The 24,892-nt window shown below is 39.9% G+C and carries 27 protein-coding genes; all 27 read right to left on the bottom strand.

What is annotated here, in order from left to right:
- Positions 1-13: 13 nt before the first annotated feature.
- The 27 genes from gatB to recG all read right to left on the bottom strand — a co-directional run bounded on the left by gatB (position 14) and on the right by recG (position 24,438).
- Entirely contained in the window at positions 14-1,450 is a 1,437-nt protein-coding gene (gene gatB, locus HMPREF9200_RS05535; RefSeq protein WP_009353832.1) for an Asp-tRNA(Asn)/Glu-tRNA(Gln) amidotransferase subunit GatB, read from the bottom strand.
- Complete coding sequence (gatA, locus tag HMPREF9200_RS05540; protein ID WP_009353849.1) at positions 1,447-2,904, bottom strand: Asp-tRNA(Asn)/Glu-tRNA(Gln) amidotransferase subunit GatA; 1,458 nt, start codon at positions 2,902-2,904, stop codon at positions 1,447-1,449. The genes gatB and gatA overlap by 4 nt, the downstream gene beginning before the upstream one ends.
- 10 nt (positions 2,905-2,914) lie before the next feature.
- The gene (gene gatC / locus HMPREF9200_RS05545) at positions 2,915-3,199 is read right to left on the bottom strand and encodes an Asp-tRNA(Asn)/Glu-tRNA(Gln) amidotransferase subunit GatC (protein WP_009353857.1); all 285 of its coding nucleotides are present in this window, start codon (positions 3,197-3,199) and stop codon (positions 2,915-2,917) included.
- Positions 3,200-3,306: 107 nt separating this feature from the next.
- A complete protein-coding gene (locus tag HMPREF9200_RS05550; protein WP_009353865.1) occupies positions 3,307-4,518 on the bottom strand; it encodes an ABC transporter permease in 1,212 nt (403 codons plus the stop codon).
- Positions 4,511-5,218: an ABC transporter ATP-binding protein gene (locus HMPREF9200_RS05555; protein ID WP_009353843.1), complete on the bottom strand. Its 708-nt coding sequence runs from the start codon at positions 5,216-5,218 to the stop codon at positions 4,511-4,513. The genes HMPREF9200_RS05550 and HMPREF9200_RS05555 overlap by 8 nt, the downstream gene beginning before the upstream one ends.
- A gap of 28 nt (positions 5,219-5,246) precedes the next feature.
- Positions 5,247-6,314, bottom strand: coding sequence for an efflux RND transporter periplasmic adaptor subunit (locus tag HMPREF9200_RS05560; protein WP_009353862.1), 1,068 nt, complete (start codon positions 6,312-6,314; stop codon positions 5,247-5,249).
- A gap of 261 nt (positions 6,315-6,575) precedes the next feature.
- The gene (gene pfkA / locus HMPREF9200_RS05565; RefSeq protein WP_009353853.1) at positions 6,576-7,535 is read right to left on the bottom strand and encodes a 6-phosphofructokinase; all 960 of its coding nucleotides are present in this window, start codon (positions 7,533-7,535) and stop codon (positions 6,576-6,578) included.
- Between the two features lies 1 nt (position 7,536).
- Positions 7,537-8,100, bottom strand: coding sequence for a shikimate kinase (locus tag HMPREF9200_RS05570; RefSeq protein WP_009353844.1), 564 nt, complete (start codon positions 8,098-8,100; stop codon positions 7,537-7,539).
- Between the two features lie 86 nt (positions 8,101-8,186).
- Complete coding sequence (locus HMPREF9200_RS05575) at positions 8,187-8,570, bottom strand: hypothetical protein (RefSeq protein ID WP_009353846.1); 384 nt, start codon at positions 8,568-8,570, stop codon at positions 8,187-8,189.
- 34 nt (positions 8,571-8,604) lie between these two features.
- On the bottom strand, positions 8,605-9,066 hold the full coding sequence (locus tag HMPREF9200_RS05580) for a hypothetical protein (protein ID WP_009353852.1): 462 nt from the start codon (positions 9,064-9,066) through the stop codon (positions 8,605-8,607).
- Positions 9,067-9,145: 79 nt separating this feature from the next.
- Positions 9,146-9,979 carry a hypothetical protein gene (locus tag HMPREF9200_RS05585; RefSeq protein WP_009353838.1) on the bottom strand — a complete coding sequence of 278 codons (834 nt, stop codon included), beginning with the start codon at positions 9,977-9,979 and terminating at the stop codon, positions 9,146-9,148.
- An 11-nt stretch (positions 9,980-9,990) separates the two neighbouring features.
- Positions 9,991-10,386: a hypothetical protein gene (locus HMPREF9200_RS05590; RefSeq protein ID WP_127010860.1), complete on the bottom strand. Its 396-nt coding sequence runs from the start codon at positions 10,384-10,386 to the stop codon at positions 9,991-9,993.
- Between the two features lie 238 nt (positions 10,387-10,624).
- Positions 10,625-11,230, bottom strand: coding sequence for a hypothetical protein (locus HMPREF9200_RS05595; protein WP_038144945.1), 606 nt, complete (start codon positions 11,228-11,230; stop codon positions 10,625-10,627).
- 135 nt (positions 11,231-11,365) lie between these two features.
- Complete coding sequence (locus tag HMPREF9200_RS05600; RefSeq protein ID WP_038144948.1) at positions 11,366-11,722, bottom strand: hypothetical protein; 357 nt, start codon at positions 11,720-11,722, stop codon at positions 11,366-11,368.
- On the bottom strand, positions 11,719-12,183 hold the full coding sequence (locus HMPREF9200_RS05605) for a hypothetical protein (protein WP_009353823.1): 465 nt from the start codon (positions 12,181-12,183) through the stop codon (positions 11,719-11,721). The genes HMPREF9200_RS05600 and HMPREF9200_RS05605 overlap by 4 nt, the downstream gene beginning before the upstream one ends.
- Positions 12,180-12,794, bottom strand: coding sequence for a prepilin peptidase (locus tag HMPREF9200_RS08125; RefSeq protein ID WP_009353836.1), 615 nt, complete (start codon positions 12,792-12,794; stop codon positions 12,180-12,182). Before HMPREF9200_RS08125 ends, HMPREF9200_RS05605 begins: the two co-directional genes overlap by 4 nt.
- A gap of 22 nt (positions 12,795-12,816) precedes the next feature.
- Positions 12,817-13,194 carry a competence type IV pilus major pilin ComGC gene (locus tag HMPREF9200_RS05615; RefSeq protein ID WP_009353863.1) on the bottom strand — a complete coding sequence of 126 codons (378 nt, stop codon included), beginning with the start codon at positions 13,192-13,194 and terminating at the stop codon, positions 12,817-12,819.
- 8 nt (positions 13,195-13,202) lie between these two features.
- Positions 13,203-14,333: a type II secretion system F family protein gene (locus HMPREF9200_RS05620; protein WP_009353831.1), complete on the bottom strand. Its 1,131-nt coding sequence runs from the start codon at positions 14,331-14,333 to the stop codon at positions 13,203-13,205.
- 56 nt (positions 14,334-14,389) lie between these two features.
- The gene (locus tag HMPREF9200_RS05625) at positions 14,390-15,382 is read right to left on the bottom strand and encodes a type IV pilus twitching motility protein PilT (RefSeq protein WP_009353826.1); all 993 of its coding nucleotides are present in this window, start codon (positions 15,380-15,382) and stop codon (positions 14,390-14,392) included.
- On the bottom strand, positions 15,379-16,392 hold the full coding sequence (locus tag HMPREF9200_RS05630; RefSeq protein WP_009353830.1) for a GspE/PulE family protein: 1,014 nt from the start codon (positions 16,390-16,392) through the stop codon (positions 15,379-15,381). The genes HMPREF9200_RS05625 and HMPREF9200_RS05630 overlap by 4 nt, the downstream gene beginning before the upstream one ends.
- A 211-nt stretch (positions 16,393-16,603) precedes the next feature.
- Entirely contained in the window at positions 16,604-18,490 is a 1,887-nt protein-coding gene (locus HMPREF9200_RS05635) for an acyltransferase family protein (protein ID WP_009353842.1), read from the bottom strand.
- Between the two features lie 167 nt (positions 18,491-18,657).
- Entirely contained in the window at positions 18,658-19,926 is a 1,269-nt protein-coding gene (locus HMPREF9200_RS05640) for a glycosyltransferase family 2 protein (RefSeq protein ID WP_009353839.1), read from the bottom strand.
- A 12-nt stretch (positions 19,927-19,938) separates the two neighbouring features.
- Positions 19,939-20,610, bottom strand: coding sequence for a CDP-diacylglycerol--serine O-phosphatidyltransferase (gene pssA, locus HMPREF9200_RS05645; protein ID WP_009353835.1), 672 nt, complete (start codon positions 20,608-20,610; stop codon positions 19,939-19,941).
- Entirely contained in the window at positions 20,603-21,238 is a 636-nt protein-coding gene (locus HMPREF9200_RS05650; protein ID WP_009353867.1) for a phosphatidylserine decarboxylase family protein, read from the bottom strand. Before HMPREF9200_RS05650 ends, pssA begins: the two co-directional genes overlap by 8 nt.
- Before the next feature lie 52 nt (positions 21,239-21,290).
- Positions 21,291-22,016, bottom strand: coding sequence for a WecB/TagA/CpsF family glycosyltransferase (locus tag HMPREF9200_RS05655; protein ID WP_141558207.1), 726 nt, complete (start codon positions 22,014-22,016; stop codon positions 21,291-21,293).
- A gap of 102 nt (positions 22,017-22,118) precedes the next feature.
- On the bottom strand, positions 22,119-22,307 hold the full coding sequence (locus HMPREF9200_RS05660) for a 4-oxalocrotonate tautomerase (protein WP_009353866.1): 189 nt from the start codon (positions 22,305-22,307) through the stop codon (positions 22,119-22,121).
- A gap of 94 nt (positions 22,308-22,401) precedes the next feature.
- A complete protein-coding gene (recG, locus tag HMPREF9200_RS05665; protein ID WP_009353822.1) occupies positions 22,402-24,438 on the bottom strand; it encodes an ATP-dependent DNA helicase RecG in 2,037 nt (678 codons plus the stop codon).
- Between the last annotated feature and the right edge of the window lie 454 nt (positions 24,439-24,892).

Genomic DNA, 24,892 nt, shown 5'->3' on the forward strand with positions numbered 1-24,892 from the left:
ACTCCTATAGAGCTTATAAATGTTTTTCCAACAATTCATTCACTACGCCAGGATTGGCTTTACCTTTAGAGGCACGCATCACTTGGCCCACCAAGAATCCGATAGCTTTACCTTTACCAGATTTGAAATCTTCCACAGATTTTGGATTATCTGCAATGACTTGTTTTACAATTTCTTCAATAGCTCCTGTATCGGTAATTTGAACTAAGCCTTCTTCTTCTACAATTTTGTCTGGATTTTTACCAGTTTCAAACATTTTGACAATCACTTGTTTTGCAATTTTACCAGAAATCGTGCCTTTTTCAATTAGGCTAATCATATCAGCCAATTGTTTTGGTTGTACTTTGCTATCCGCATAAGAAATACCAGCATCGTTCACAAGTTTTGCCAAATCACCGATGATCCAGTTAGATGCCGTTTTTGCATCTGCTCCAGCCTCTACGACAGCATCGAAATAGTCCGCTGTACCGCGTTGGCTCGTCAATGTACGCGCATCTTCACTAGACAATCCATAGGATTCCATGAAGCGTTGTTGTTTCGCTTCTGGCAATTCTGGTAAGCATTGACGAATTTCTTCTACATAGTTAGGGTCTACCACAATAGGTACCAAATCTGGTTCTGGGAAGAAACGGTAGTCATTTTCCTTCTCTTTCTTACGCATGGAAAGAGTGATACCTTTACTATCGTCCCAAGTACGAGTTTCTTGAACAATCGTTTCTCCGTCTTCCAATGCTTCTGCTTGACGAAGTGCTTCGTATTCAATGCCTTTTTGGATACCTGTTAAAGAGTTCATATTCTTGATTTCAGTTTTTGTGCCTAATTTAGTTTCCCCTACTGGTCGAATAGAAATGTTCGCATCACAACGCAAACTACCTTCTTCCATACGTCCGTCAGATACGCCTAAATATTGTACAATAGCACGAATTTTATCCACATATTGGCGCGCTTCTTCACCAGAACGAAGATCAGGTTCTGATACGATTTCTAACAATGGTACACCTGTACGATTGTAGTCTACATTGGAGCTATCAGAACTAGAAATAGTAGCACCACTATGCACTAATTTACCAGCATCTTCTTCCATATGGATACGGTTGATACGAATGCGACGAGTTTCACCATTCACCTCTACATCAAGATGACCGTTTACGCAAATAGGCAAGTCAAATTGAGAAGTTTGCCAGTTTTTAGGCAAATCTGGGTAATAATAGTTTTTGCGGTCAAATTTATTGAATAGTACGATTTCACAGTTTAATGCTAAACCGACTTTGATAGCATATTCCAATACTTTTTGGTTAAATACAGGCATGGTTCCTGGCAAACCTAAGCAAGTTGGACATACATGTGTATTATGGTCGCCCCCGAAGGCCGTTGTACAGGAGCAGAAAATTTTTGAATTTGTTTTCAGTTCAGTATGAACTTCAAGGCCTACTACTGTTTCATATTTCATAGTTTCAATTCTCCCATAGTTGGCAATTTTGTAAATTCAGGACATTCTTGTTCAAAACTATAGGCTGCTTGCAACAATGTACTTTCACCCATAGCAGGCGCCAATAATTGCATACCGATTGGCATACCATTAGAACCAAATCCAGCAGGAATACTGATACCTGGGATACCTGCCAAGTTAACTGGCACTGTACATACATCCTCTAAATACATAGTCAATGGATCGTTGATTTTTTCACCAAATTTAAAAGCTGTATTCGGAGCGGTTGGTGTTAATAATACATCACATTCTTGGAATGCTGCATCAAACTCATTTTTAATCAAACGACGAGCTTTTAGAGCTTTTAAATAGTATGCATCATAATAACCAGAACTCAATACATAGGTACCTAACAAGATACGGCGTTGTACTTCTTCACCAAAGCCTGCCGTACGAGTTTTAGTGGACATTTCCACTAAATTATCTGCTGGCACGCGAAGGCCGTAGCTAACTCCATCATAACGAGCTAGGTTAGAACTTGCTTCTGCTAAAGCGATGATATAGTACGCAGACAAGGCATATTTTGTAGTTGGCAAGGAAATATCTACGATTGTAGCACCCATATTGCGATACGTTTCGATAGCTTTTTCCAAAGCTGCACGCACTTCTGGATGTAAACCTTCACCAAAATATTCTTTAGGCACACCGATGCGCAAGCCTTTTACATCTTTCACAAGAGCTTTTGTATAATCGACACGATCTCCTGGGATGGATGTAGAATCATGGAAATCATGGCCTGTAATAGCATTCAACACGATAGCTGCATCACGTACATCTCTTATCACAGGGCCAATTTGGTCCAACGAAGATGCATAAGCAATTAATCCATAGCGAGATACATTGCCATAGGTTGGTTTCAAACCAACCACGCCACAGTAGGATGCTGGTTGACGAATGGATCCACCTGTATCGGAACCTAATGCCCAGATTGCACTACCACTTGCTACAGCAGCCGCACTACCGCCAGAAGAACCGCCTGGTACATAGTCTGGATTCCATGGATTTGTCGTTTTGCCTAAGGCAGAGTTCTCTGTGGAGCTACCCATAGCAAATTCGTCCATGTTTAATTTACCCAAGATAACAGCATCTTGAGCTTGTAATTTTTCGATAACCGTTGCATTGTAAGGAGGCACAAAATTTTCTAACATATGGGATCCACATGTAGTAGCCACCCCCTTTGTACAAATATTATCTTTAATCGCCCCAGGAATCCCTGCTAATGGCGAAATAGTTTCTCCTTTTGCAATTTTAGCATCTACAGCCTCTGCTTGTGCTAACGCCGCTTCATGAGAGTCAGACAAGTACGCATGTACTGTTGGCTCTACATTACCTTTATGTGCCAATACAGCTTTTGTAAGCTCTAGGGCAGAAATTTCTTTATTTACTAATTTTTGATGTAATTCAAAAAGAGTCATGTATCTTCTCCTAGTTCTGTACAACACGAGGTACTCTGAAATACCCATTCTCTTCTTCAGGTGCATTTTGTAACGCCGCTTCACGCGGCAATGATTGTTTCATCTCATCTGGACGATACACATTTTGTAATGGCACCGCATGAGCCATTGGCTCTACATCTGTTAAATCTAATTCTTCTAATTCCTCCACATAGGTAAGGATATTACTGAGGGCTTTTTCAGCAGCCTCTAAATCTTTAATTTCTAATCGGGATAATAAGGCAATATTCTTAATTTCCTCTTGACTAATTTTCATAGACACACATCCTTTCAATTTATATATTATACCATATTCTCTCGGGAAAAAGAAAAATACCAATATATAATAGGCCTAGTTTCCTATATATATTGGTATTTAATCAGCTATTCATAATGTAAGGCATCAATAGGATTTAACTTAGCTGCTTTTCTAGCTGGATATAAACCAAATACAAGACCTATCGTCATAGAGAATCCAAAGGATAATAAAATAGGGCCTGTGGTCACTACAGTTTTTAACTTAGCTACTGTAGCAATCAGTTGTGAAGCCCCTATTCCTACCACAATACCAATAGCACCTCCTACGAGAGAGATGACGATGGCTTCAATTAAAAACTGTGTAATAATCGTTCGATACGTCGCTCCTAAGGCTTTACGAACACCAATTTCTCGAGTACGTTCTGTGACAGACACAAGCATGATATTCATAATACCAATGCCCCCAACTAATAAAGAAATCGCTGCCACAGCACCTAGGAATAAGGTCATGGTAGCCGTATTTTCTTCTACCGCCTTCATAATGGACGCCATATTGTTCACATTAAAATCATCGAGATCAGGATTTTTAATGCCATGACGGACACGCAAAATATTTTCTATATCTGCTTGCACCCGTTCTAAGTCTTCGCCCTCTTTTGCTTGAATGTAGATCATACGCAAATAATCAACACCCATCACACGTTCCATCATAGTTGTATACGGTACTACAATGACATCATCTTGATCATTCCCCATAGTACCAGAACCCTTTTCATCAAGGACACCTACTACTTTAAACGAATTTTTATGAATCCGAATATCCTTACCAATGGGATCTTCATTACCAAACAAGTTTTTTGCCACTGTGGCACCTATAACTGCCACCCGTTCACGGCGTTCAATTTGACTATCTGTAATAAAACGACCTGATTTCATAGTCCAATTGTTTACATACTGAAAGTCAGCATTAGCACCATTCACAGTTGTGGTCCAATTCTTGCTCATGTACACAGTTAAATACGAATTAGCTGCTACTGGTGAAGCTGCTTGCACGCTATCCATCTTCGAAATAGCTTCATAGTCGCCCATTTTTATCGTTTTATTAGCACCAGATACAGGGCGTACCCCTGGTGTTCTAGGAGCCCCTGGATAGACCATTAATAGATTACTACCCAAACTGGAAATAGATTCTGTGATTTGTTGACGAACCCCATATCCAATAGATACCAATGCAATCACAGCCGCTACACCAATGATGATACCTAGCATCGTCAATAATGACCGCATCTTATTGGCTATTAGAGATGACCAAGCCATTAAGAAACCTTCCTTATACATGGCTTTCACCTCCTACCTGCAATCCTTTCAGATGAGGATTTATTCTATCTTCTACAATAAGACCATCTTTTAAAACCACATTGCGACCTGCATATTCAGCAATATCTGGCTCATGGGTGACTAAAATGATGGTCCGTCCTTCTTGATATAATTCCGTAAAGATATGCATCACATCTAAACTTGCTTTTGAATCAAGGTTACCTGTAGGTTCATCCGCCATAATAATAGCTGGGTCATTTGCCAATGCCCTGGCAATAGCAACACGTTGTCGTTGTCCCCCTGATAATTCTGCTGGCATATGATCCAACCGAGTACCGAGCCCCAAATCTATCAATAACTGACTAGCCCTAGCTTTACGTTCTGCTTTAGACACTCCTGCATAGACCATCGGTAATGCTACATTATCTAGAGCCGTTAATTTAGGCAATAAATTAAAACTTTGGAACACGAACCCAATTCGTTTATTTCGTACATAGGCCAATTCATCGTCCCCCAGATGGGCTACTTCTTCTCCATCTAATCGATAGGAACCACTGGTAGGTCTATCAAGACACCCTAAGATATTCATAAACGTAGACTTCCCCGAACCAGAAGGTCCCATGATAGAGGTAAACTCTCCTTCATAAATGGACAAATCAATACCATGTAATACTGGTACCGTTAACTTTCCATTCACATAGGTTTTCGTAATCCCCTCCAAGGTAATGGCTGCTTTTTTTGAGTTTCCATTAGAATGGCCCCCTCTGTTGTTGTTTTTTCGTCGCACTTACATCACCACTGATAATGATTTCATCACCTTCTTCTACTCCAGAAATAATTTCAATTGTAGAATCACCAGTCATACCAGTTTTTACACTGGTTCTAAGAGGTTTACCATTTTTGATGACATACACAAATTCTCCCACTTTATCAGAACGAACAGCAGCCAATGGAACTACCAATACATTTTGTCGTTCTTCTCCATGAATCGTAGCACGTGCGGTCATACTAGGAAAGAAATGACTTACATCACCAGCAGGAATTGCTACGCGCACTGTATAATACACTACAGATGAACTGGTCGTTCCCATACTACCTTTTGTACCTAAAGAAATACTTTTAACAGTACCCGTGAAAGTCTTACCAGGATGCGCATCGACCGTGAAATCTACTTTGGCACCTTCTTTTACATTTCCAATATCTGTTTCGTCAACTGTTAAATAAATTTCTAAATCAGACAAATCAGCGATAGTGGCAATGATCATTTGTGTAGAAATACCAGTGGCGATAGTTTGACCTGCTTTCAAAGGTTCTCCAATAATGGTCCCATCCATAGGAGCTGTAATAGTACTATCTGTTAAGTTTGCTGCTACTTGATCATAACTAGCTTTTGCTTTTTCATAGGCTGCTAAGGCATTATCATAGGTTTGCTGTGAAATTGCACCTTGTGACACTAACGTACGGTATCGATCCAAATCTGTGGCTGTTTGGTTAAGTGTGGCCCTTGCATTATCTACAGAAGCCTGTAATTGACGAGAATCAATAGTAGCGATGACCTGACCTGCTGTTACATGCTGATTGGCTTTCACCAAAACAGATTCTAATTTGCCAGGAATATTGGTAGATACATCTACATAGCGAACAGGATTAATCGTTCCCGTTGCATTAATAGTAGATGAAATACTACCTTTTCCTACTTTTCCCGTCGTATAGGTAGGTGCCTCTTTTGTTTGGCTACTGCTATACCATTGCCATCCACCAATAGCTACCACTAAGATAGCCACAATGGCAATCCATAATTTTTTATTTTTCCACATAAAATATCTCCTTTCGTCCATCGATTATATATAGAATACCACCAAAATGGTGTTTCCTTACTCTAATAGGCCCAAGCCCCAACATATAGTATAGACTTTTATCTCCTTAAACTGGTTTACGCCTGCTGATAGCTTCCTTTTATAAGTAGCCCTTTACTATAGTATAAAACAAAACATACCATAGATAGAGGATAAAAAGAAAAGAAAACTAAAGTTAGTTTTCTTTATCTTATACAATACAATAGCAAAACAACTATGAAATTATTGTCCTAATACTCGTATTAATTGGTATAAAGAAGTATCTAAAGGATACTCACATGTAACTGCTTCCTCATAGGCTATCGCATCAATATGATTGCAATGAACCCCTATTAGATGATGAGTATGTCCCTCTAGCAAGGCACGTACTCCTGCCTCTCCTAAGCGAGCAGCCATTAATGCGTCATAAGCAGACGGTGATCCACCACGTTGTAAATAACCTAACACTGTCACAGAAGGTGCATAGGATGTATGTGCTTTAATATATTGAGCCACTTCAAAAGCGCTATAGGCTCCTTCCGCAACGATAATAATACTATTCTTTTTACCATTACGAGTAGTATTTTCTAATGATTCTTTTACCTCTTCTAATGTCATTGGCACCTCTGGTGTCAGTACCACCTCAGCACCGCATGCGACGCCAGCATACACAGCAATATGACCTGCATGTCGTCCCATCACTTCTACAATGGCTACACGATCATGAGCCGTAGAGGTATCACGAATTTTGCTCACCCCATCAATGATGGTATTAAGAGCTGTATCAAAGCCGATTGTATAATCGGTACCATTCATATCTTTATCAATAGTGCCTGGAATTGTCACCGTAGGTAATCCTAGGTCAGACAACACCTTAGCACCACACATAGAACCATCTCCACCAACAACGACTAATCCGTCAATACCATGACGACGTAAATTATCATAGCCTCTTTGTTGATGTTCAGGTTCTTTAAATTCAAGACAACGGGAAGATTTTAAAATCGTCCCTCCCTTGTTCACAATATTCCCTACACTACGCCGAGTCAAAGAAATAAAGTCTTCTTCTAAAACGCCCAAAAAGCCTCGTTGTATTCCTACTACATCGAGGCCTTCATATATTGCACTTCTTGTGATAGAACGAATGACTGCATTCATTCCTGGTGCATCTCCACCACTTGTTAAAATAGCTATACGTTTCATGTTATTCACCTTGGTGTACTTTTCGCCGTTTAAAATATATGCCCTTAGACTTTATGGATCCGTCAATACTCGTCACCAATTCATCAGTATGACTGTATGTAGTATCTAACACATGGTCACATTTGCGATATAAGGGTTTCCACCGTCGCATCATCCATGCTACATACCCAGATACATCATCATAATTCATAGTCGGCCGCTTACCAATCCACCGATTGACACGATTTACAATCCGATAATGTGAAGCGCGTATACCTACAATAAAAGAGTATTTTTGCATATATCGTAATGTACGCATGTCAATAGGGAAGTTTCCACCTACAGAAATCACCGCTTCATGATACATGGCCACCTTTTTAATTACTTCAAATTCTGCACGACGAAATGCCTTTTCACCTATTGTCTTAAAAATATCAGCAATAGGCATATTATATCGTTTTTCTAATATTCGATCCGTGTCAACAAACTGCCAGCCTTTGGCATCCGCTAAATTTCGACCTAAGTGACTTTTTCCGCTCCCCATAGAACCAATGAGGATAATGTTTCTCTTGATAGTCGTTTTCATGTTTTATAATATCTCATTCTTCCATCTAGTAGTAAATTTTAACTTTATTTTACTATACTCGACTATACTTTGACAAACCATTAGGACTAATTTTTGGTATTTTCATAAATCTTACATTGTAAAGTAGTCACACTTTGTGAGTGAATAATTTTCTCTATCCTAAAACGCAAGGTAGGATGTACCTTTTGCATCCCCACCAACCACTGCACCATATCTAGGGTAGACCCTTGTACTACCACATCTAGAGCTCCCTCTTCTTTATGTGTACTGACCATGATTAGAGGTGTATCTTCTATGGAGGATAGCACCAAATGATACAGACCTTCTAGGTCTAACACAGTATCATCTAATTGTTTCACAAATTGATAACTTTCACTATTTAAAAATGTTGTTTCTGCCTCCTGTGAAAGTATCTCTTCATCAATCTCTGCGGAGATTCGTTTTGCTTCTCCCTGAAAGTACACCGTCATACTAATGCTTATAGTTACCACACAACAGTACACACTAACGACTAGAAGTAGACTTCTTTTGGGAATTGGTAAGGCTTTCCATAGTGGCTGTAATACGACTACGATATAGTGCAGTTCCGGATTCTTTTTCCACCACTTCATCATAATGACGGTGACCTCCTAATCGACTCAACACTGAACTAAACTGATGCAATTCAGTTTCACTACTTCCTCTAGCTTCCACATACCATTGGTTCATGGTAGACCACTCGACCAATTGAATGTGATATGTATTCGATGCATCTAATACATATATACATTCCTTCAACGTCCCCTGTGGCAATGGTTCTTCTTTTGTTTTCTCATGAACCATAGAATCATACACACTATGAGCCTCCTTAGCATCAATATGGTGCGATATTGCCTCTTTCTGTTTCTCTACAATGTCTTGATACTGTATATATGCTTTTGTACCCATCGCTACTGCACCTATTAAACCAGCAATCAATAGAACCAATAAAGCCCACCATATGTGTTTGTACCGAATATACCAACACATCCACTGTATATCCGGTTCTATAAAAGTAAGATTTGCCTTATTTTCCATCAGTAAGTAACCTAATCGCTAAACCAAATGCCATTTCATGATTTATATTCTGTGGATTATAATCTTCTCCTTTATCTACTATATGAAGGGGTACCTGATCAATTGTTCCATAAGTTTCTAAAATAGACTCAAAGGCTTTAGATCTTGTTTCATCAAAACCAACTACAATAGCTCCCTTAGGATAGGGTACTTGAAATTGTTTACTATCTTCATAGACCGTTTTACATGCTTCCAATACTTCGTTCACATCTAATGACACTAAGGTATGCCCCGTACAGAATTTATCATTCCATAACGATACTCGCACCTTATCCTCTTCTGGAGTGATACAAAGCATAGATGATTCTCGACCACGGCTGAACGCAAGAGGTGCTGGCCAGTAATCGATAACACGAAGATCGCCTCCGCCTTGTTGAATCCCTTGCGCCACCTGTTTCACTTGTTTTCGTTCTAAGGCTACGATGAGCATACACATTAGCTCCTCCGTTGTACCTGGTCTAGAGGCAAAATCGATAGCATTAGGGAAATCTTCATTCTGAAAGATTCGTTTTCCCTCACGGTGGGCAAATAAGTACTGATCTATTTTATGCATCATCGGTGTTTCCATGTATACTGATTGAAGTGGCGATTCAAAAACACAACCAATAGATATACCAACTTCTCCATAATATTCAAAAAATTCTTTCACATCAGTTCCCTTATTACTGTGTCGTTTTTGAACGATTACATCTTCTAGCACAGCAGTGCCTTCAATTTTGTAGGCTTTCACCCCCACAATTTCATCATGTCCAATGGCAATAGCCATTACTCGTTTACTTTTCACTACAAACCTCCTTACTCTCTGACCCATTCTATTTGTATCGTCTCTAGTATGTCATTTTTATATATGGTCTTAATGTATACATCTTTTTTTATATTCGTTTCTGTTTCTACATCAGTACATAAGAGCCGTAAACAATAAAGTTGCTCTTCTTGTTCTTTATATAAAATAGCCTCAATCCGTTCCGTATCCGTTTCTTCTAGTACATATTTCGGTGAACCACTACCAGTTATTTCCTTTTGATGAGCTAAAAAGAATTTTTTATTTGTACCTAATACTATGCCTCGCTCTATGCCATATTGACATCGAACAAAACGATATTCATCCATCATGCTTTGATACGTAATCTGCATCGTATGTAGCCAAGCCACCCAAGTACCAATGGTCATCATCGCTATTAGTAATATCATGTATGATACAAAGCCATTTTTCTTTTGCCCTTTCCAGCGCAACATAATAGTTAACCTCGCATACATTACCTAATATAAGTGCTCTACAAGCATCTATTTCTAACTAACTGTTTTTTTGTATATATTTTACGGCTTCTGACATAATTCATAACCCTATAGATAGATTATGCATATTAACATGTATGCTTAGTATTTCTGCTCATATGCGTATTTCTATCTATTATGACAAAGTACCAACTTACTTTGCTATATGTTGTAATCTCTGAAGATAGGTGGCATACGGCAGAATGCCTGTCTGTACATGATATCGGTTCTGTCCACCTTCCATAAGTTGAATATGATCTCGCCGCCAATAGGGACGTACCTCTGAATACCAATGTAAGTCAACAAGACCATCTGATCGTTCCTGAAAAAATGTAGACCCTTGCGGAAATACATGTATTTTTCCAATCTTGGGACTAATTTCATTTTCTGTAATATCCTGCAATTGTCCATCAGATAATATGGTCACAAAGGCATCTTGATAGACGCGTATCCTCCAGTTTGATGGAGATACTAGCCATGACCCATCTTTACTAACTATCGGTCTTTTCTCACTATAGCGAAGGCGATTCATAATCTGTATACGACTAAACCTAGCATCTAACAGCAACTCATGACGATGATGCAACATATGTATCCACTTCACACTATGTGATGTGATTAAGAAAAAACCTGTTACGATGGTCATTAATAACAGACTTCCTAATACTGCTTCCACCAGTAAAAATCCTGCTGTTCCCTGTTTACCCTTGGGTATCCAACAAAAAGTCCTCGTCTTTTTCAAGCGTAATACCATACCCATGCATTTTACCTCGCCATTGCACATCACAATTTTTTATATACTTATCTCGAAATCATAACAATTCGTTTTTTAATCTATATCAGATAACTGCACTATATTTTCAGTTTGCCTCTTTCGTCATCTTGATGATGTATCTCATTGGCTAGAAGGCAATAAATAAGTAGTGAACCGATGTATTTCTTCACCATGACGATAGGCTATTACCATTAATATACGTACTCCTTCTTGATTTATTTCTGTCTTACGCTGAAAAGTAGTTGTTCCCACAGTTGGTGGTTCACCAGACTCCGGAATCTGTCCATGTGCCCAACTAGCCTTCCCCTCTTCCATATACAAAATCATAGCTTGTAATATTCTATCTTCTTCCATCATTTTTCCATATTGTTGGATACTGCTCATCATGAGTACGAATAAAGTTGAACATAATAGACTCATTACAAACAACGAAGCTAATACATCCATATAGAGAAATCCTTCCTCTTTTAGTTTCAAAATTTTGATTCCTCCCAACGTATACGCCCTGATTGACGGGCAAAAATGAATGTACGTTTATAGCGAATTAGATCATCTACTAATGTAACAGTAAATACTTTCCCAACTCCTTTATGAGCTATAAATCGAATACTGGGGTAAGTTCCAGTAAATTCGATATGCATAGATTCTGGTAAATTACGGTACACTAAAGAGTTATTTGTATTAATATATCCATATCGCATACGCTCTAGGACAACACGATTGGCACCATTATTATTCTGTAAGTTTCCATACAAAGTAGCAAGTTGCATACGTTTCACATGGGCAAATAAGATACGACCTTCTCGATCAAATACATGATACTCTCGTTGCTCTTCATTATGTAATAATAAAACCATGCCTATAACAAGAGAAAAAATAGTCATATATAGTACAACTTCCACTAATAAGGACCCTTCTATATTCTCTTGGCTTTTCACCAAAGCCACCTCCCTACAGGGCATATGAATAGTAATATGGTTGCCATACTGAAAGAAGGGCCAAAGGGAATATAGGTATGATTCGGAGATGTAACACGCCACACACAACTGTACAAGATGCCAATGACAGAGGAAAGTCCGCATAATGCCAAACATTCCACTGATGTGAGCCAACAACTAATGGCAATCAACCATTTGATATCACCTAATCCCACACCACCACGACTAAACCACCGCAATGACCACCACAATCCGCCCATACAGAGGGCATTGACTACTATCATCAATACATCACCATTACCTATCCATTGGTAAACAAATCCACATATACAAATTAGAATAGCTCCCTCATCGGGAAGAATGTAATATAGCTTATCGATGGTTGATCCCCAAAAGAGCGTTACCTCCAGCATATAAAGAAGTGCCAGTTCATAGATATTCGTAATGTATCCAACTTGATAGGTATAGCAAAGCCCTACTGTCCCTATGACATGAGCAAAAATGGACATAAGGCACCACATACTATGTGTTTTCATATAGGTCCAAGAAACAATGAGATAGAGGCTTGCAACTCCTGTGATACCAGCAATACCTCCTAATACATACTCCATATTTCCCTCTTCCTTTAACTAATTAATTAGCCGCATCAGGTGCAGTGACAGCAATATGTTTACCTTTACCGCCTTCATTTTGTACACTGGTGACTGTATATTCTCCACCCTTAGGAGTTTTCACATGTTCTGTTAAATAGCCTTCTTTGTACAATGTCTCTACCGTAGGTACTGTATCAGTAGATTGTTCCATCATATACAACTGTGCTGCATTAGAAATCGTTGTAACATCTGATTTAATTTTCGCTTCCTTCGCCTTATTTGAGGCATTTAAAAACTGTGGCATTGCCAAGGATGCTAAAATAGCAATGACTGCTACCACAACCATTAATTCCACTAAGGTAAATCCATCTTGTTGCTTCCGTTGTCGTAAAGACAAACGTTGTCGTACTGCTTCCATAATTCCTCCTATTGAATAGCTGAAATTGAATTAAACATCGGTAACATTACCGCTACCACAAGTAAAGCGATTATACTGCCCATAATGCTGAGCATAATAGGTTCTAATAATTGTTCTCCTCGTTTCACAGTCCGGTCCAAAATCCCCTTATAATACGCATGCCCTTGGTCTAACATACTTTCTAGGTCACCCGTTTCTTCTCCGATACGAAGCAAATCCCATAAAAAAGAAGTTCCTAATTGCACCTTTTCTAATGAATCCGTAAATCCATGCCCTTGGGAAATACGAGTTTTCACCTCTTTTTGTAGCGCACTTGCCCAGCGGTTGCCCCACAGCGATTCTGTCATATCCAACAGTTGTAACAAAGGTATACCGCTTTTTAAAAGTAGCTTCCAAATCTGACACATGCGTACCATCGTATACGCCATAAGCCATTCCCTTTGTGCCATACATAGCCAAACCTTACGATGCACACTGAATTTCACAGATTCTCGTTCGTACGATTTCCAGAAAACCATACCGAATACTAGCAAGGTAATCAGGAGATATACTCCTTTATCTTGTAACCATGTGCCTCCTGCAAAAAGGGCTGCTGTAAGCGGTGGCAATTCGATTTGCATGCTCTCAAAGACAGCTTTAAATTGCGGTAAAATAAAACCTACTGCAACACCTACAAATATTATCATAAGTACCACCAAAAACGATGGGTATGTAATGGCTGATACTAATTGTTGGCGTAAACGATGCTCTTCTTCGTACATACTTTGAATCATGCCTAACGATTCAACTAAGGTTCCTGATGCTTCCCCCGCCTCCAGTATAGTGGTGACAATGATAGGACACTGGTACTTGGATAAACTCTTTGATAGTGCCATGCCACGTCCTACATCTTCACGAATATCTTCATAAGGGATGGTAGCTCCTTTGGTATTGACCATCATATCTAAGGCTTTTCGTAAAGAAATACCTGCGCCCAACAACATATGTAATCGATAGGCAAAGTGAATCATATGTGCTGCTTTCCATTGCTGTTTTCTTGACTTCACAACAACACATTCCAAATGAATCGGTGTAATAGATTGATAGGCTAGCTTTGCCTGCACTTCCTCTTCAGAGTCGCCCCATACTTTGCCTGACACTATTTTTTATCCGTCGTAAATCCTTCATACGTATACCAACTCATAGATATTCTCCACTAATTTACCTGTAATACAGACTCTAACACTGGCGATGAACCATAGATTGACCTTAACTCGGCAACTGCCATTTCCAGTGTTTTCATGGGCCTTTGCGTTTCTTGTATGGATACGATTTGTGGCTCCTTTCGTTGCCGTATCAAGTTAGCCACTGCAGGGGTATTAATCAAAATGTCTCGTACCGGTATAAATCTATCGTCGATAACAACCAGTCGTTGGCAGATGACGGCTCGTAATATCTGTGAAAGTTGTGTCCGAACTTCCTCTTGTTGGTGTGCTGGAAACATGGAAATCATCCGATTAATGGACATAGTAGCACGTTGCGTATGCAAGGTAGCAAATACGAGATGCCCCGTTTCCGCCGCATGTAGTGCCGCTTCCAATGTTTCCTTATCCCGTACCTCACCGATTAAAATCACATCTGGATCTTCTCGCAATGCATCTCGAATACCGTCTGCCATATGATGAAAGTGTGTATGCAATTCCCGTTGATGTATTAAGGACTGTTGATGTTCCAATACATATTCTATGGGGTCTTCTAGTGTAATAATATGGCGTCGCATACTTTCATTGATGTGCATTAAACAAGAGGTAAGAGTGTAAGATTTTCCTGAACCAGTAGCACCAGCGATAATGACTAAACCTTCTTTGAAAGAAGATATACGGCGCAATAAATTGCCCTCTTCCGATGTATCGAGACCTGTTTTAGGGGGATACAAAATACGTAAGGTACCGCCCCAACCAGAACGCCAACGGAATAGATGAACCCGAATGCGTAAGCCTTCAAAGGTCATGGCTCCATCATAGGACATCAAAGTATCCGATATGGTATGTACTTGGTCGGTTATAAACCTTAGCATGTCTTCATCAGATAAGTGGTACTCTGTAGGTACTACGTCCATGCCCAAGCGCCAAAAGACCGTACCACTTTGTACATGAATATCTGTAGCTCCTCGCTTGATAGCTTCGTGTAATACCTGTGACCAAATCATAGTACTACCCCCACACGAAGTACCTCTTCTTCCGTAGTCAAACCTTCCTCGATGGCTTGCCGAGCTGACTCTTCCAAAGAACAAAGCAGATAGGAATCTAGCTGTTGCCAATGGCAATCATGGTTCGGAATGGCTAGTAACTCATACAATCCACAGCGACCATGATACACTCCATCTACTAGCGTTCGTACCAATCGTTGCGAGATAACACCTGTCAAGGTGGCACGTACAAGATAGTCTTCTACCCCCATATCCACCAATCGTTCCACCACACCTAGGGCATGGTTCGTATGAATTGTGGAGAGCACACGATGCCCCGTAAGCGCTGCCTGTACCGCTAGCTGCGCCGTTTCTTGGTCACGAATTTCACCAACTACTATGGTGTCTGGATCATGCCGTAAAATAGCACGTAATCCCTTACTGAAAGTCATACCAATCTGTGGCTGTACACCAATTTGAACGGCTTTTTCTACGATACGTTCCACTGGATGCTCTAAGGTAATGATTTGCTCCTCTTCTCCATTAAGTTCTTGTAATAATGCATACAAGGTAGAACTTTTACCAGAACCTGTAGGTCCACACACAAGCAGTAACCCATGTGGGCGTGCCAATAACCTGCGCACCTCTGCACTGATATGAGCAGGCATCCCTAATTCTTCTAAGGATTTTATTTGTTCATCATGCCAAAAGAGTCGACATACAAGACTTTCACCATACACAGACGGCAGGGAAGACATATGTATCGTTCCTGAGTGATTTCCATGAGTCCACACATACCGCCCATCTTGAGGTAATCTTTTTTCACTAATATCTAAAGATCCTAACACTTTCAAACGATTCATCAGCTGCTCACCTTCTGGCATGGGAATCCGATCTATCTCTTGCAAACGGCCATCCAAGCGGAATCGAACTTGCACCTCTTTTTCTAAAGCATCAAAATGCATATCACTGGCTCCACTTTCATAAGCACGCTGAAAGAAATGATCCAGCTCAATCTCCACATGGTACATAATTTCACCTCCTTTACTTGCGTACTTAGGATTTCTCTATACACCCTCTAAAACCCTAGAAAACACTCCTACCAGTCAACGTTGACTAGTAGTGCTATTTTAGGAGTAATTAATCAAAAAAGGGCCATAACAAAGATGTAGAATCTACATATTGTTACAACCCTTATATATTGGCATGTCTAGCTAATTCCCCTTATCGTAAGATAAGTACTTAGCGCTTTTTCTGTTTTTTATTTGTTTCTTCTTGTTGGAGCAATACTTTTTTTACTTCATCATGGATAAATTTAGAGTATTCTTTCACACCTGTATCATTAGGATGGATACCGTCATCTCCAAGCCAGTCACGATGTTTTGCTGCTAGGCTAGCCCAGTCGATGATATGCACATTCGGATGTTCTTTGGCAAGCTTAGTTAAGTATGTATTATTGGCTTCAATCCATTGGATGCCTGGCGCATAATTGTTGATCCAGAAAATCTGACGATTGGACCCTAAATACTGCACTAATGCTTTTGTTTCATCTTCATAATAGCCTGTAATGGGACCATTCGTGCCAAGGCCAATAAGGACCGCATTGCCTAATTGTTGCTTAGCATCCATTTGCTTTGCAATCCCTAAACCTGCTCCTACATAACGAGATACTTTGGCATCAATTTGTATACCTGCAAAGTCCTTTCGTAATGCATGCGCGGAACCAAGCATGACGGAATCACCAATGGCTGCCATATGCACCATATCTTGTGGATCGCTGACAGTAGACAAATCGATTACCTTCGCATTTTCTGCAGCTTGGGATTCTGCATTCTTCGCCAATCGCACTTGCAATTCTGTCACATCTTGTTGCTTCTCTTCTGATGCTGTAGCAAATGCATACATACCTAGGACAATACAAATAGCCCCCACGATAGAAACAACTTTCACATAGTAGGAACGAACGACATCCACAATAGCACGGACACTATGTTGACGGACACACCAATTCGTCACCGCTTCAGACCAAAGTGTAAGGCCTATGATAGCCGATACTAAGACGATATAGTAGGCTATGGGTGATGCAAAATATTCCATGAAACCCATATGTTCAAAGAGATAAATCATTGGATATTGCCATAAAAATAATCCATAACTATGTTTACCAAACCATGCGAGGAGTGGCACATCAATCAGTTTTCCAAGTGGCGTGTTAGGACGTTCTACTAACCACACCATGAACCCAAATAGACAAGTAAATGCTACCATGCCATAGGTGTAAAGAGAAGGGCTTTGCCCATCTAAATAGATGTACCCTAGCACTGTTACAATGATACCTACCAGTAGGAGTACACTGCTGATAACATTTCCTTTCATAGTGCCCAAAGGATATAGTTTTTGTTCACTCCGGTGCAATCCCAAAAAGGCACCCAATAGCAATGCGAATAGCCGTGTGTCTGTGCCGTAATAAAAACGAGATACGTCCATACCCTCTGTATATAGTAGAGGCATAGTGACAGAGGAACCTAATGCTAACACCAACATCCATACTAGACCGATGGTATAACTCCATTGTCTTTTCAGTGCTGTATAGATCCAAAATAGAATTGGCCAAATGACAATGTATTGAATTTCTACCCCTAAGAACCACATATGGGTGAATGGCGATGTGTTTACTAAACGGGTAAAATAGTCCGCATTTTGTGCGATTTGCCACCAGTTATTATAGCCCAGCAAAATGGAAATCACTTCTGGGCGTATGCCCGCTAGTTTTTCAGGTAATAGTAAATGCCATAGCCCTAATATGACCGTCACCATCAACACTAAGGGGATAAGAATCCGCTCTGCTCTACGCTGAAAAAATTTGGAAATGCTATAATTTCCCACCTTCCATTGTTGATTTGTGGTGAAAGCTAATAAATACCCCGATAAGACAAAGAAAAGGGAAACCCCCATGAACCCGCCACTGGCTGCATGGGGAAATAAATGAAAGATCGTGACCCCTAGAATGGCTAACCCTTTTAGCCCGTCAAGGCCTTTCACAAACTGACCTGGTTTGACTCCTATAATACGTTTTTTCTGTCTTGAACCGAGCCCTTGATGCGGTTCTTCTAACTCTGGTGGCATCATTTGTCTTCCCTTCCATTATGAATAATATATACTACATTATTTGATACGTAATATACATTATAGCATAGAGAATGGGCACTGCGTAGAGTAAATTTTAAGAATAGTAAGCACTTTCTTATTACAAAAAAAGCAACAGAATTTTCACATCCTGTTGCTCTTATCATATCTTATTCTTTTGTTTTTCGACTGGTATCGCCCATACGGGTTAGTTTCACTTCCCCTAGTTCTACCCCACGAGTATGTTGTGTATGAGACCATACTTTATCGTGGCGATTCAAATATCCTAAGAAGGTAACGGGTACCCAAGAATAGATGAATAGCGGATACAATAGATAATAGATCCAAACTTTTGGTGGCACTTTAATTTGTGCTAACACAATGAGTGGAAATAAATATTGTCCAATACCGATAATCTGCCATACTTGCACTGGCAAAATTTGGTAAATAATATTCGTATACAACGGTACAATACCATTGATATAGGTCATAATAATATAAAAGGCGGACAGTAACAAGAAATAGGGCTGTGTAATCTGCACAATCCCATCTAGAATCGTCCATTTTCCTTTCTTAATACCTTGTACAAAGAGTTTCGGAATATACCGTTCTCCTGTATCAAAATGCCCTTGAGCCCAACGTTTCCGCTGATTCCAAGACTGCATAAAGGTCAGTGGCTTTTCATCATATACGATAGCATTGTGAGCCCATGTTGTTTTCACCCCATGAATCAACAATTTCAAAGAAAATTCCATATCTTCTGTCAAGCTATTACAAGACCAACCATAATCACGGATGATATCTGTACGAATACACATACCTGTACCACCCAAGGCTGTGGAAAGTCCCAAGTTATATTTCGCCAAGTGCCACATATGATTGACCATCCAAAAGGCAATGGCAAAGGTACCAGCTACCCATGTATCGGTTGGATTCTTCGCATTCAAGTACCCTTGAATCACTGGCTCCCCTTTTTCCAAATGACGATTCATTTCATAGAGGAAATGAGGATGCACTAGATTATCCGCATCAAAAATTACGAATGCATCATACTTGCGTTCCATGGCGAATACTTTGTCAAACATCCAGCCCATGGCATAGCCTTTACCCACTTCTTCTGTGTTAAAACGTTCATACACTTCAGCACCAGCTTCACGAGCAATCTTAGCGGTGTCATCTTTACAATTATCTGCCACCACAAAGATATCATATAAGTGGCGAGGATAATCTAAGACTTGTAGATTATTCACCAATTGACCTATCACGGCACTTTCATTATGGGCACAGACAATAATAGCAAAGGAATGTTTCGGCGGACATTCTGTTTTATCACTTTTATGCCACATGCCACAGACCATCAACACAAAGTAATACAAGGTATAAAATACGATAATTACCTGTATGGGAATCATAATTAGGTCAAACCAAACGTAATTCATTCTAGTTCCTTCCTATTTACGAATGTTGTTGATGATAGTATTACTAATACCATATACAGCATATAATACAAAAATCAAAACCGGCCAGGAGCGATAGTCCATCAATAAACAAAACACACCACAACCTACAGTAATACCTACAGCAATCGGTTGCACTGGATCGCTACCTTTCCCTTTGAAATCTGGATGATGCACATTGCTAACCATCAAGTAACCTACGAATATCATAGCTAACATCAACGCCACATCAGGAATACGAACACCACTTAACACATAGGTAGCTGCCATACAACCTGCTGCAGGAATCGGTAACCCTTGAAAATAACCATGTACTTCTTCTGTCATAATATTAAATCGTGCCAATCTGAAAGCTCCCAACACAGAGAATACCAACAATGGCACATAGCCTAACCAACCATAGTGATCCAAACTCATCATATACAGCATAAAAGCTGGAGATACGCCAAAGCCAACTACATCGGCTAAAGAATCTAATTCACGGCCAAAATCTCCAGAAACACCCAAAGCACGAGCAATACGTCCATCTAAGCCATCGGCTAATAAGGACAAAAGCACACATATGGCTGCCCAAGTAAAATTACCTGTAGCAGATAAACTAATGCCTATCACACCGAAGGCTAAATTTGCTGCTGTGCAAAGATTGGGAAATATAGACTTATTCATCTTTCACCCTCCCAATAATCGTTTCTCCACCAACTACATGTTGCCCTTTTGTGACGCAAATCTCTACGTCTAATGGAACAAATAGCTCTGTGCAAGAACCGAATTTAATCATACCATACAAGGTACCTTGCTCCAAGGTATCTCCTACATCTGTCCAAGACACGATACGTCTAGCCAACAAGCCCGCAATCTGTGTCACCACAATTTCCATCTTGTCATTTTTAATGCTAATTGTATGACGTTCATTTTCATATCCTACTGAATCTTTATAGGCAGGTAAGAAACGACCTTCTGTATATTGTCGAAACGTAATTTCACCTGCCATTGGCGCCCGATTCACATGGACATCAAAAACAGATAAAAAAATCGTTACTTTTTTACATTGTTGATGTAAATATGTGTCCTCAAACACCTCTACTACTTCCATTACTTTCCCATCTGCAGGTGATACTAACACCATTGGATCATGAGGAATACGGCGATTAGGATTTCTGAAAAAATAAGTAAAGAATAATGCCAGTACAAATGATATAATTCCTAACCACCATGATAGAAAGTAGCCTACCAGTGCTGTCACAACAAGACAAGCACCGATTAAAGGATATCCTTCTTTAACAATCAAACCCATACTAAACCTCTCTTAACTAGTGATGGCTCCAACAAGATACAACTTCTCTGTATCAATGTTTATGGCGCCATACAGTCCACATAAATTTAGGCAATGCTAACATACGAATGATACGTTTCGGTTGTAATGCCAAGCGATATAACCACTCTAAGCGGTTTTCTTGCATCCATACAGGAGCTCGTTTCAACATGCCCGCTAACACATCGAAAGAACCGCCCACTCCCATGGCAACTACACCATCTAATTGGGCTAATTTTTCTTGAATCCAAAACTCTTGTTTCGGCACCCCAAAGGCAACAAACACTAATTGAGCGCCACTACGTTGAATCTCATCAAGAATGTCTACTTCTTCCTCCGCTGTGAAATATCCAGAATGATATCCCACTACCGGCAATTCTCCAAGTTCTGCTGTCATATTTTCTAAGGCTTTTTTGACAACTCCCTCAGCTCCACCTAAACAGTATATCTTAACATTATGTGCTTTAGCTGCCTTCAATAACTGTTGCAATAGGTCACAACCTGTCACTCGTTCTGGAAAACGCTGTCCTTGTTGCTCAGCTGCCCATAAAGCACCTGCTCCATCCGGTACAACGAGATCCGCTTGTTGCAGAACCTCTAACAATCTTTGATCATCCTGTGCCATCATAATCATTTCTGCATTGGCCGTTGCCACCATATGTAATTTTGGCTGTCCCACTAATGAAAGCACTCTATCTACGGCTTCCGTCATCGTTACCACATCAATTGGGACGGATAGCACATGTATTTGATTCTGCACCATTCACCTCATCTACTCTAGTATGTAAACAAGAAGGACAGGACATATGAAAGAGACTATACCCTGTCATAGACCTATCCTTCTGGTAGGTAATTTTCCTAATTATTTCTTTTCGCAGCGCATAACGCCAGCTTCCATATAGTTATCAGCTTTCATGTCCACGAAAATTACTTTTACTGCTTCTGCCGGTACTTTTACAGTTTCTACAGTTGCTTTTGTAATCGCTTCGCCAAGAGCTTTCTTTTGTTCAAAAGTACGACCTTCAACAAGTTCTACATGAATAATAGGCATGAGTCTTTCCTCCCTCACCACTAGATATCTATAGCACCATGCTACAGATAAAATCTCACCTTATTGTATCATAGATAGCCCTTAATAAACAACTTTAGCTATACAAAATACGCATATATTGTGGACCAAAACGAGATTCCATTTGATGTCGTAATATTTCTTGCACTTCATCAAAGCCATGAGCTTGCAAATAAGCCTTCGCATCTTCACGTGCCTCTACAAGAATCGGTATATCTTTGATAATGTTCGCAACTTTCAAATCTGGCAGACCTGACTGAGCCAAGCCAAATAATTCCCCTGTGCCACGGATAAGCAAGTCTTGTTCTGCTAGTTCAAATCCGTCTTGCGTTTGTTCCATCAGTGAAAGTCGAGTTTTGCTATCAGGATTTTTACTATCACTAATCAGAATACAATAGGCCTGTGCTGATCCACGACCTACACGACCTCGCAATTGATGCAACTGGGATAAACCAAACCGTTCCGCATTATGGATACACATAATCGTCGCATTCGGCACATTCACGCCTACCTCAATCACCGTAGTCGATACTAACAAATGAATCTCTCGACGATAGAACGCATCCATAATTTCTTCTTTTTCCTTTGGACGCATGCGACCATGCACCAAACCTACACGATAGTGTGGCTCAAAGTATTCTTTATATTCATAAGCAATCTGTTCCGCAGCTTGCAAATCCATTTTTTCAGACTCTTCCACTAATGGGCACACGGCATAGACCTGACGACCCGCTTGCATTTCTTTTTCAAAAAAATGCAACAATCGCTCTTTATAGGACGAATCCACGGCGTAGGTCTTCACTGGTTTACGACCAGGAGGCATTTCCTTAATCAAAGAAACTTCTAAATCTCCATAAATGGATAAGGTCATAGTCCGTGGTATAGGGGTTGCCGTCATGATTAGCACATGAGGATGGTCTCCTTTTCGTTGTAGTTTCGCCCGCTGCTCTACACCAAATCGATGTTGTTCATCCACTACAATTAACCCTAATTGATGAAATATAACCCTATCTTGAATCAATGCATGGGTACCTACTAAGACATCGATATCTCCTCGTTCTAAAGCTTCATAGAGATCTTGCTTTTTTTTCGTTGAACCCGTCAACAATGCCATTCGTATCGGAGCATCTTGAAAGAGTTCCTGAAAGCTTTCAAAATGTTGTGTGGCTAAAATTTCCGTCGGCGCCATAATCGCCCCTTGAAATCCATTTTCTACTGCTTTAGCTAGCGCCAAAGCAGCTACTACCGTTTTACCAGAGCCTACATCACCTTGTACTAACCGCTGCATAGCTTGGGGCTGCTCCATATCCTTAGCAATCTCCCCTAATGCTTTTTCTTGATCCCCTGTCAAAGTAAATGGTAAGCCTTGCCTAATTCGTTCCACCAAAGATCCATTCTTTGTCATAGGAAAGCCTCCTTGACCTTGCTCGTGAGCTCTTAGTAGTAACAATCCCATTTGCATAATCCATAGTTCTTCATAGGCTAATTGTTTGCGTGCCTCTTGGTAGCGTTCCCACGATGTAGGAAAATGCATTTCTCGAAAGGCATCATAGCGGCTCATAGTAAACTTGTCTCCCATCACATCTTGAGGGACCACGTCTTCTAACGTGGAATTATGGTCAAACCAATTTTTAATGGCTACGCGAATCCCCCACTGTTTCATGCCTTCCGTCAAACCGTAGACAGGTACAATACTACGATCTATGATTTGTCCTTCTTCTATCATTTCCACTTGTGGTGTATTCATTTGGTAAGCACCATAGGCATGTTCTATCTTCCCATAGGCATAGATATGTTGACCTGGTTTATAAAAGTTTTTCTTATAGGCTTGGTTAAAAAAGGTCAAGTTTAATTGACGTATTCCATCAGATAGAGTAACCGTTAAAATATGCATACGTGGTCTTGGTCGCTTTTCACTGACCCGTAATACCTGCCCTGTCACACCTACCATCTCTCCTATAGGAGCTTCACAGGTCGTATACACTTGCCGTCTATCTTCAAAAGTACGTGGAAAATAATGCAATAAACCTGTTACCGTATAGATTCCTAATTTATTCAATTGTTTCACTCGTTGCGGTCCCACACTTTTTATAGATTGCAATTGTTCGTTCATATTCTATCTGTACTCTTTCCTTTTTTCTAAAAGTACCCTCTACTCTATCAACTCTGAAAGCCTGCTACATGACTAATTTGTATTGGTTGCTTAATACATAAGAATCGCCATGCTGTAAACACTCGCTAATACTCTGTCATAACCAGCCTCACTGTATCTATGTATGGTATGCATCTATGTGTGTATCTATCCTATGACACACTATCATACGTAGCAGCTACTTGATGTTTTATATTATACCATAGAGAGACAATACAATATGAACTCTGCCTAAAAATAGGTGCAAAAAAAGAAGGGCACTTTGTAAAAGAGTTACGTGAGTTAGGTTATATAACAAAGTGTCCTTCTATGATTAAATTATACATCTTGTTTAAATTAAACGCAAGTCATATTTTAATAAAATTTGACAGTGTTTACTATTTTAGTATATAGTTAATAAGCTAGTATAATCTTA

Origin of the sequence: Veillonella sp. oral taxon 780 str. F0422 (assembly GCF_000221605.1) — a bacterium.
Taxonomy (GTDB): domain Bacteria; phylum Bacillota; class Negativicutes; order Veillonellales; family Veillonellaceae; genus F0422.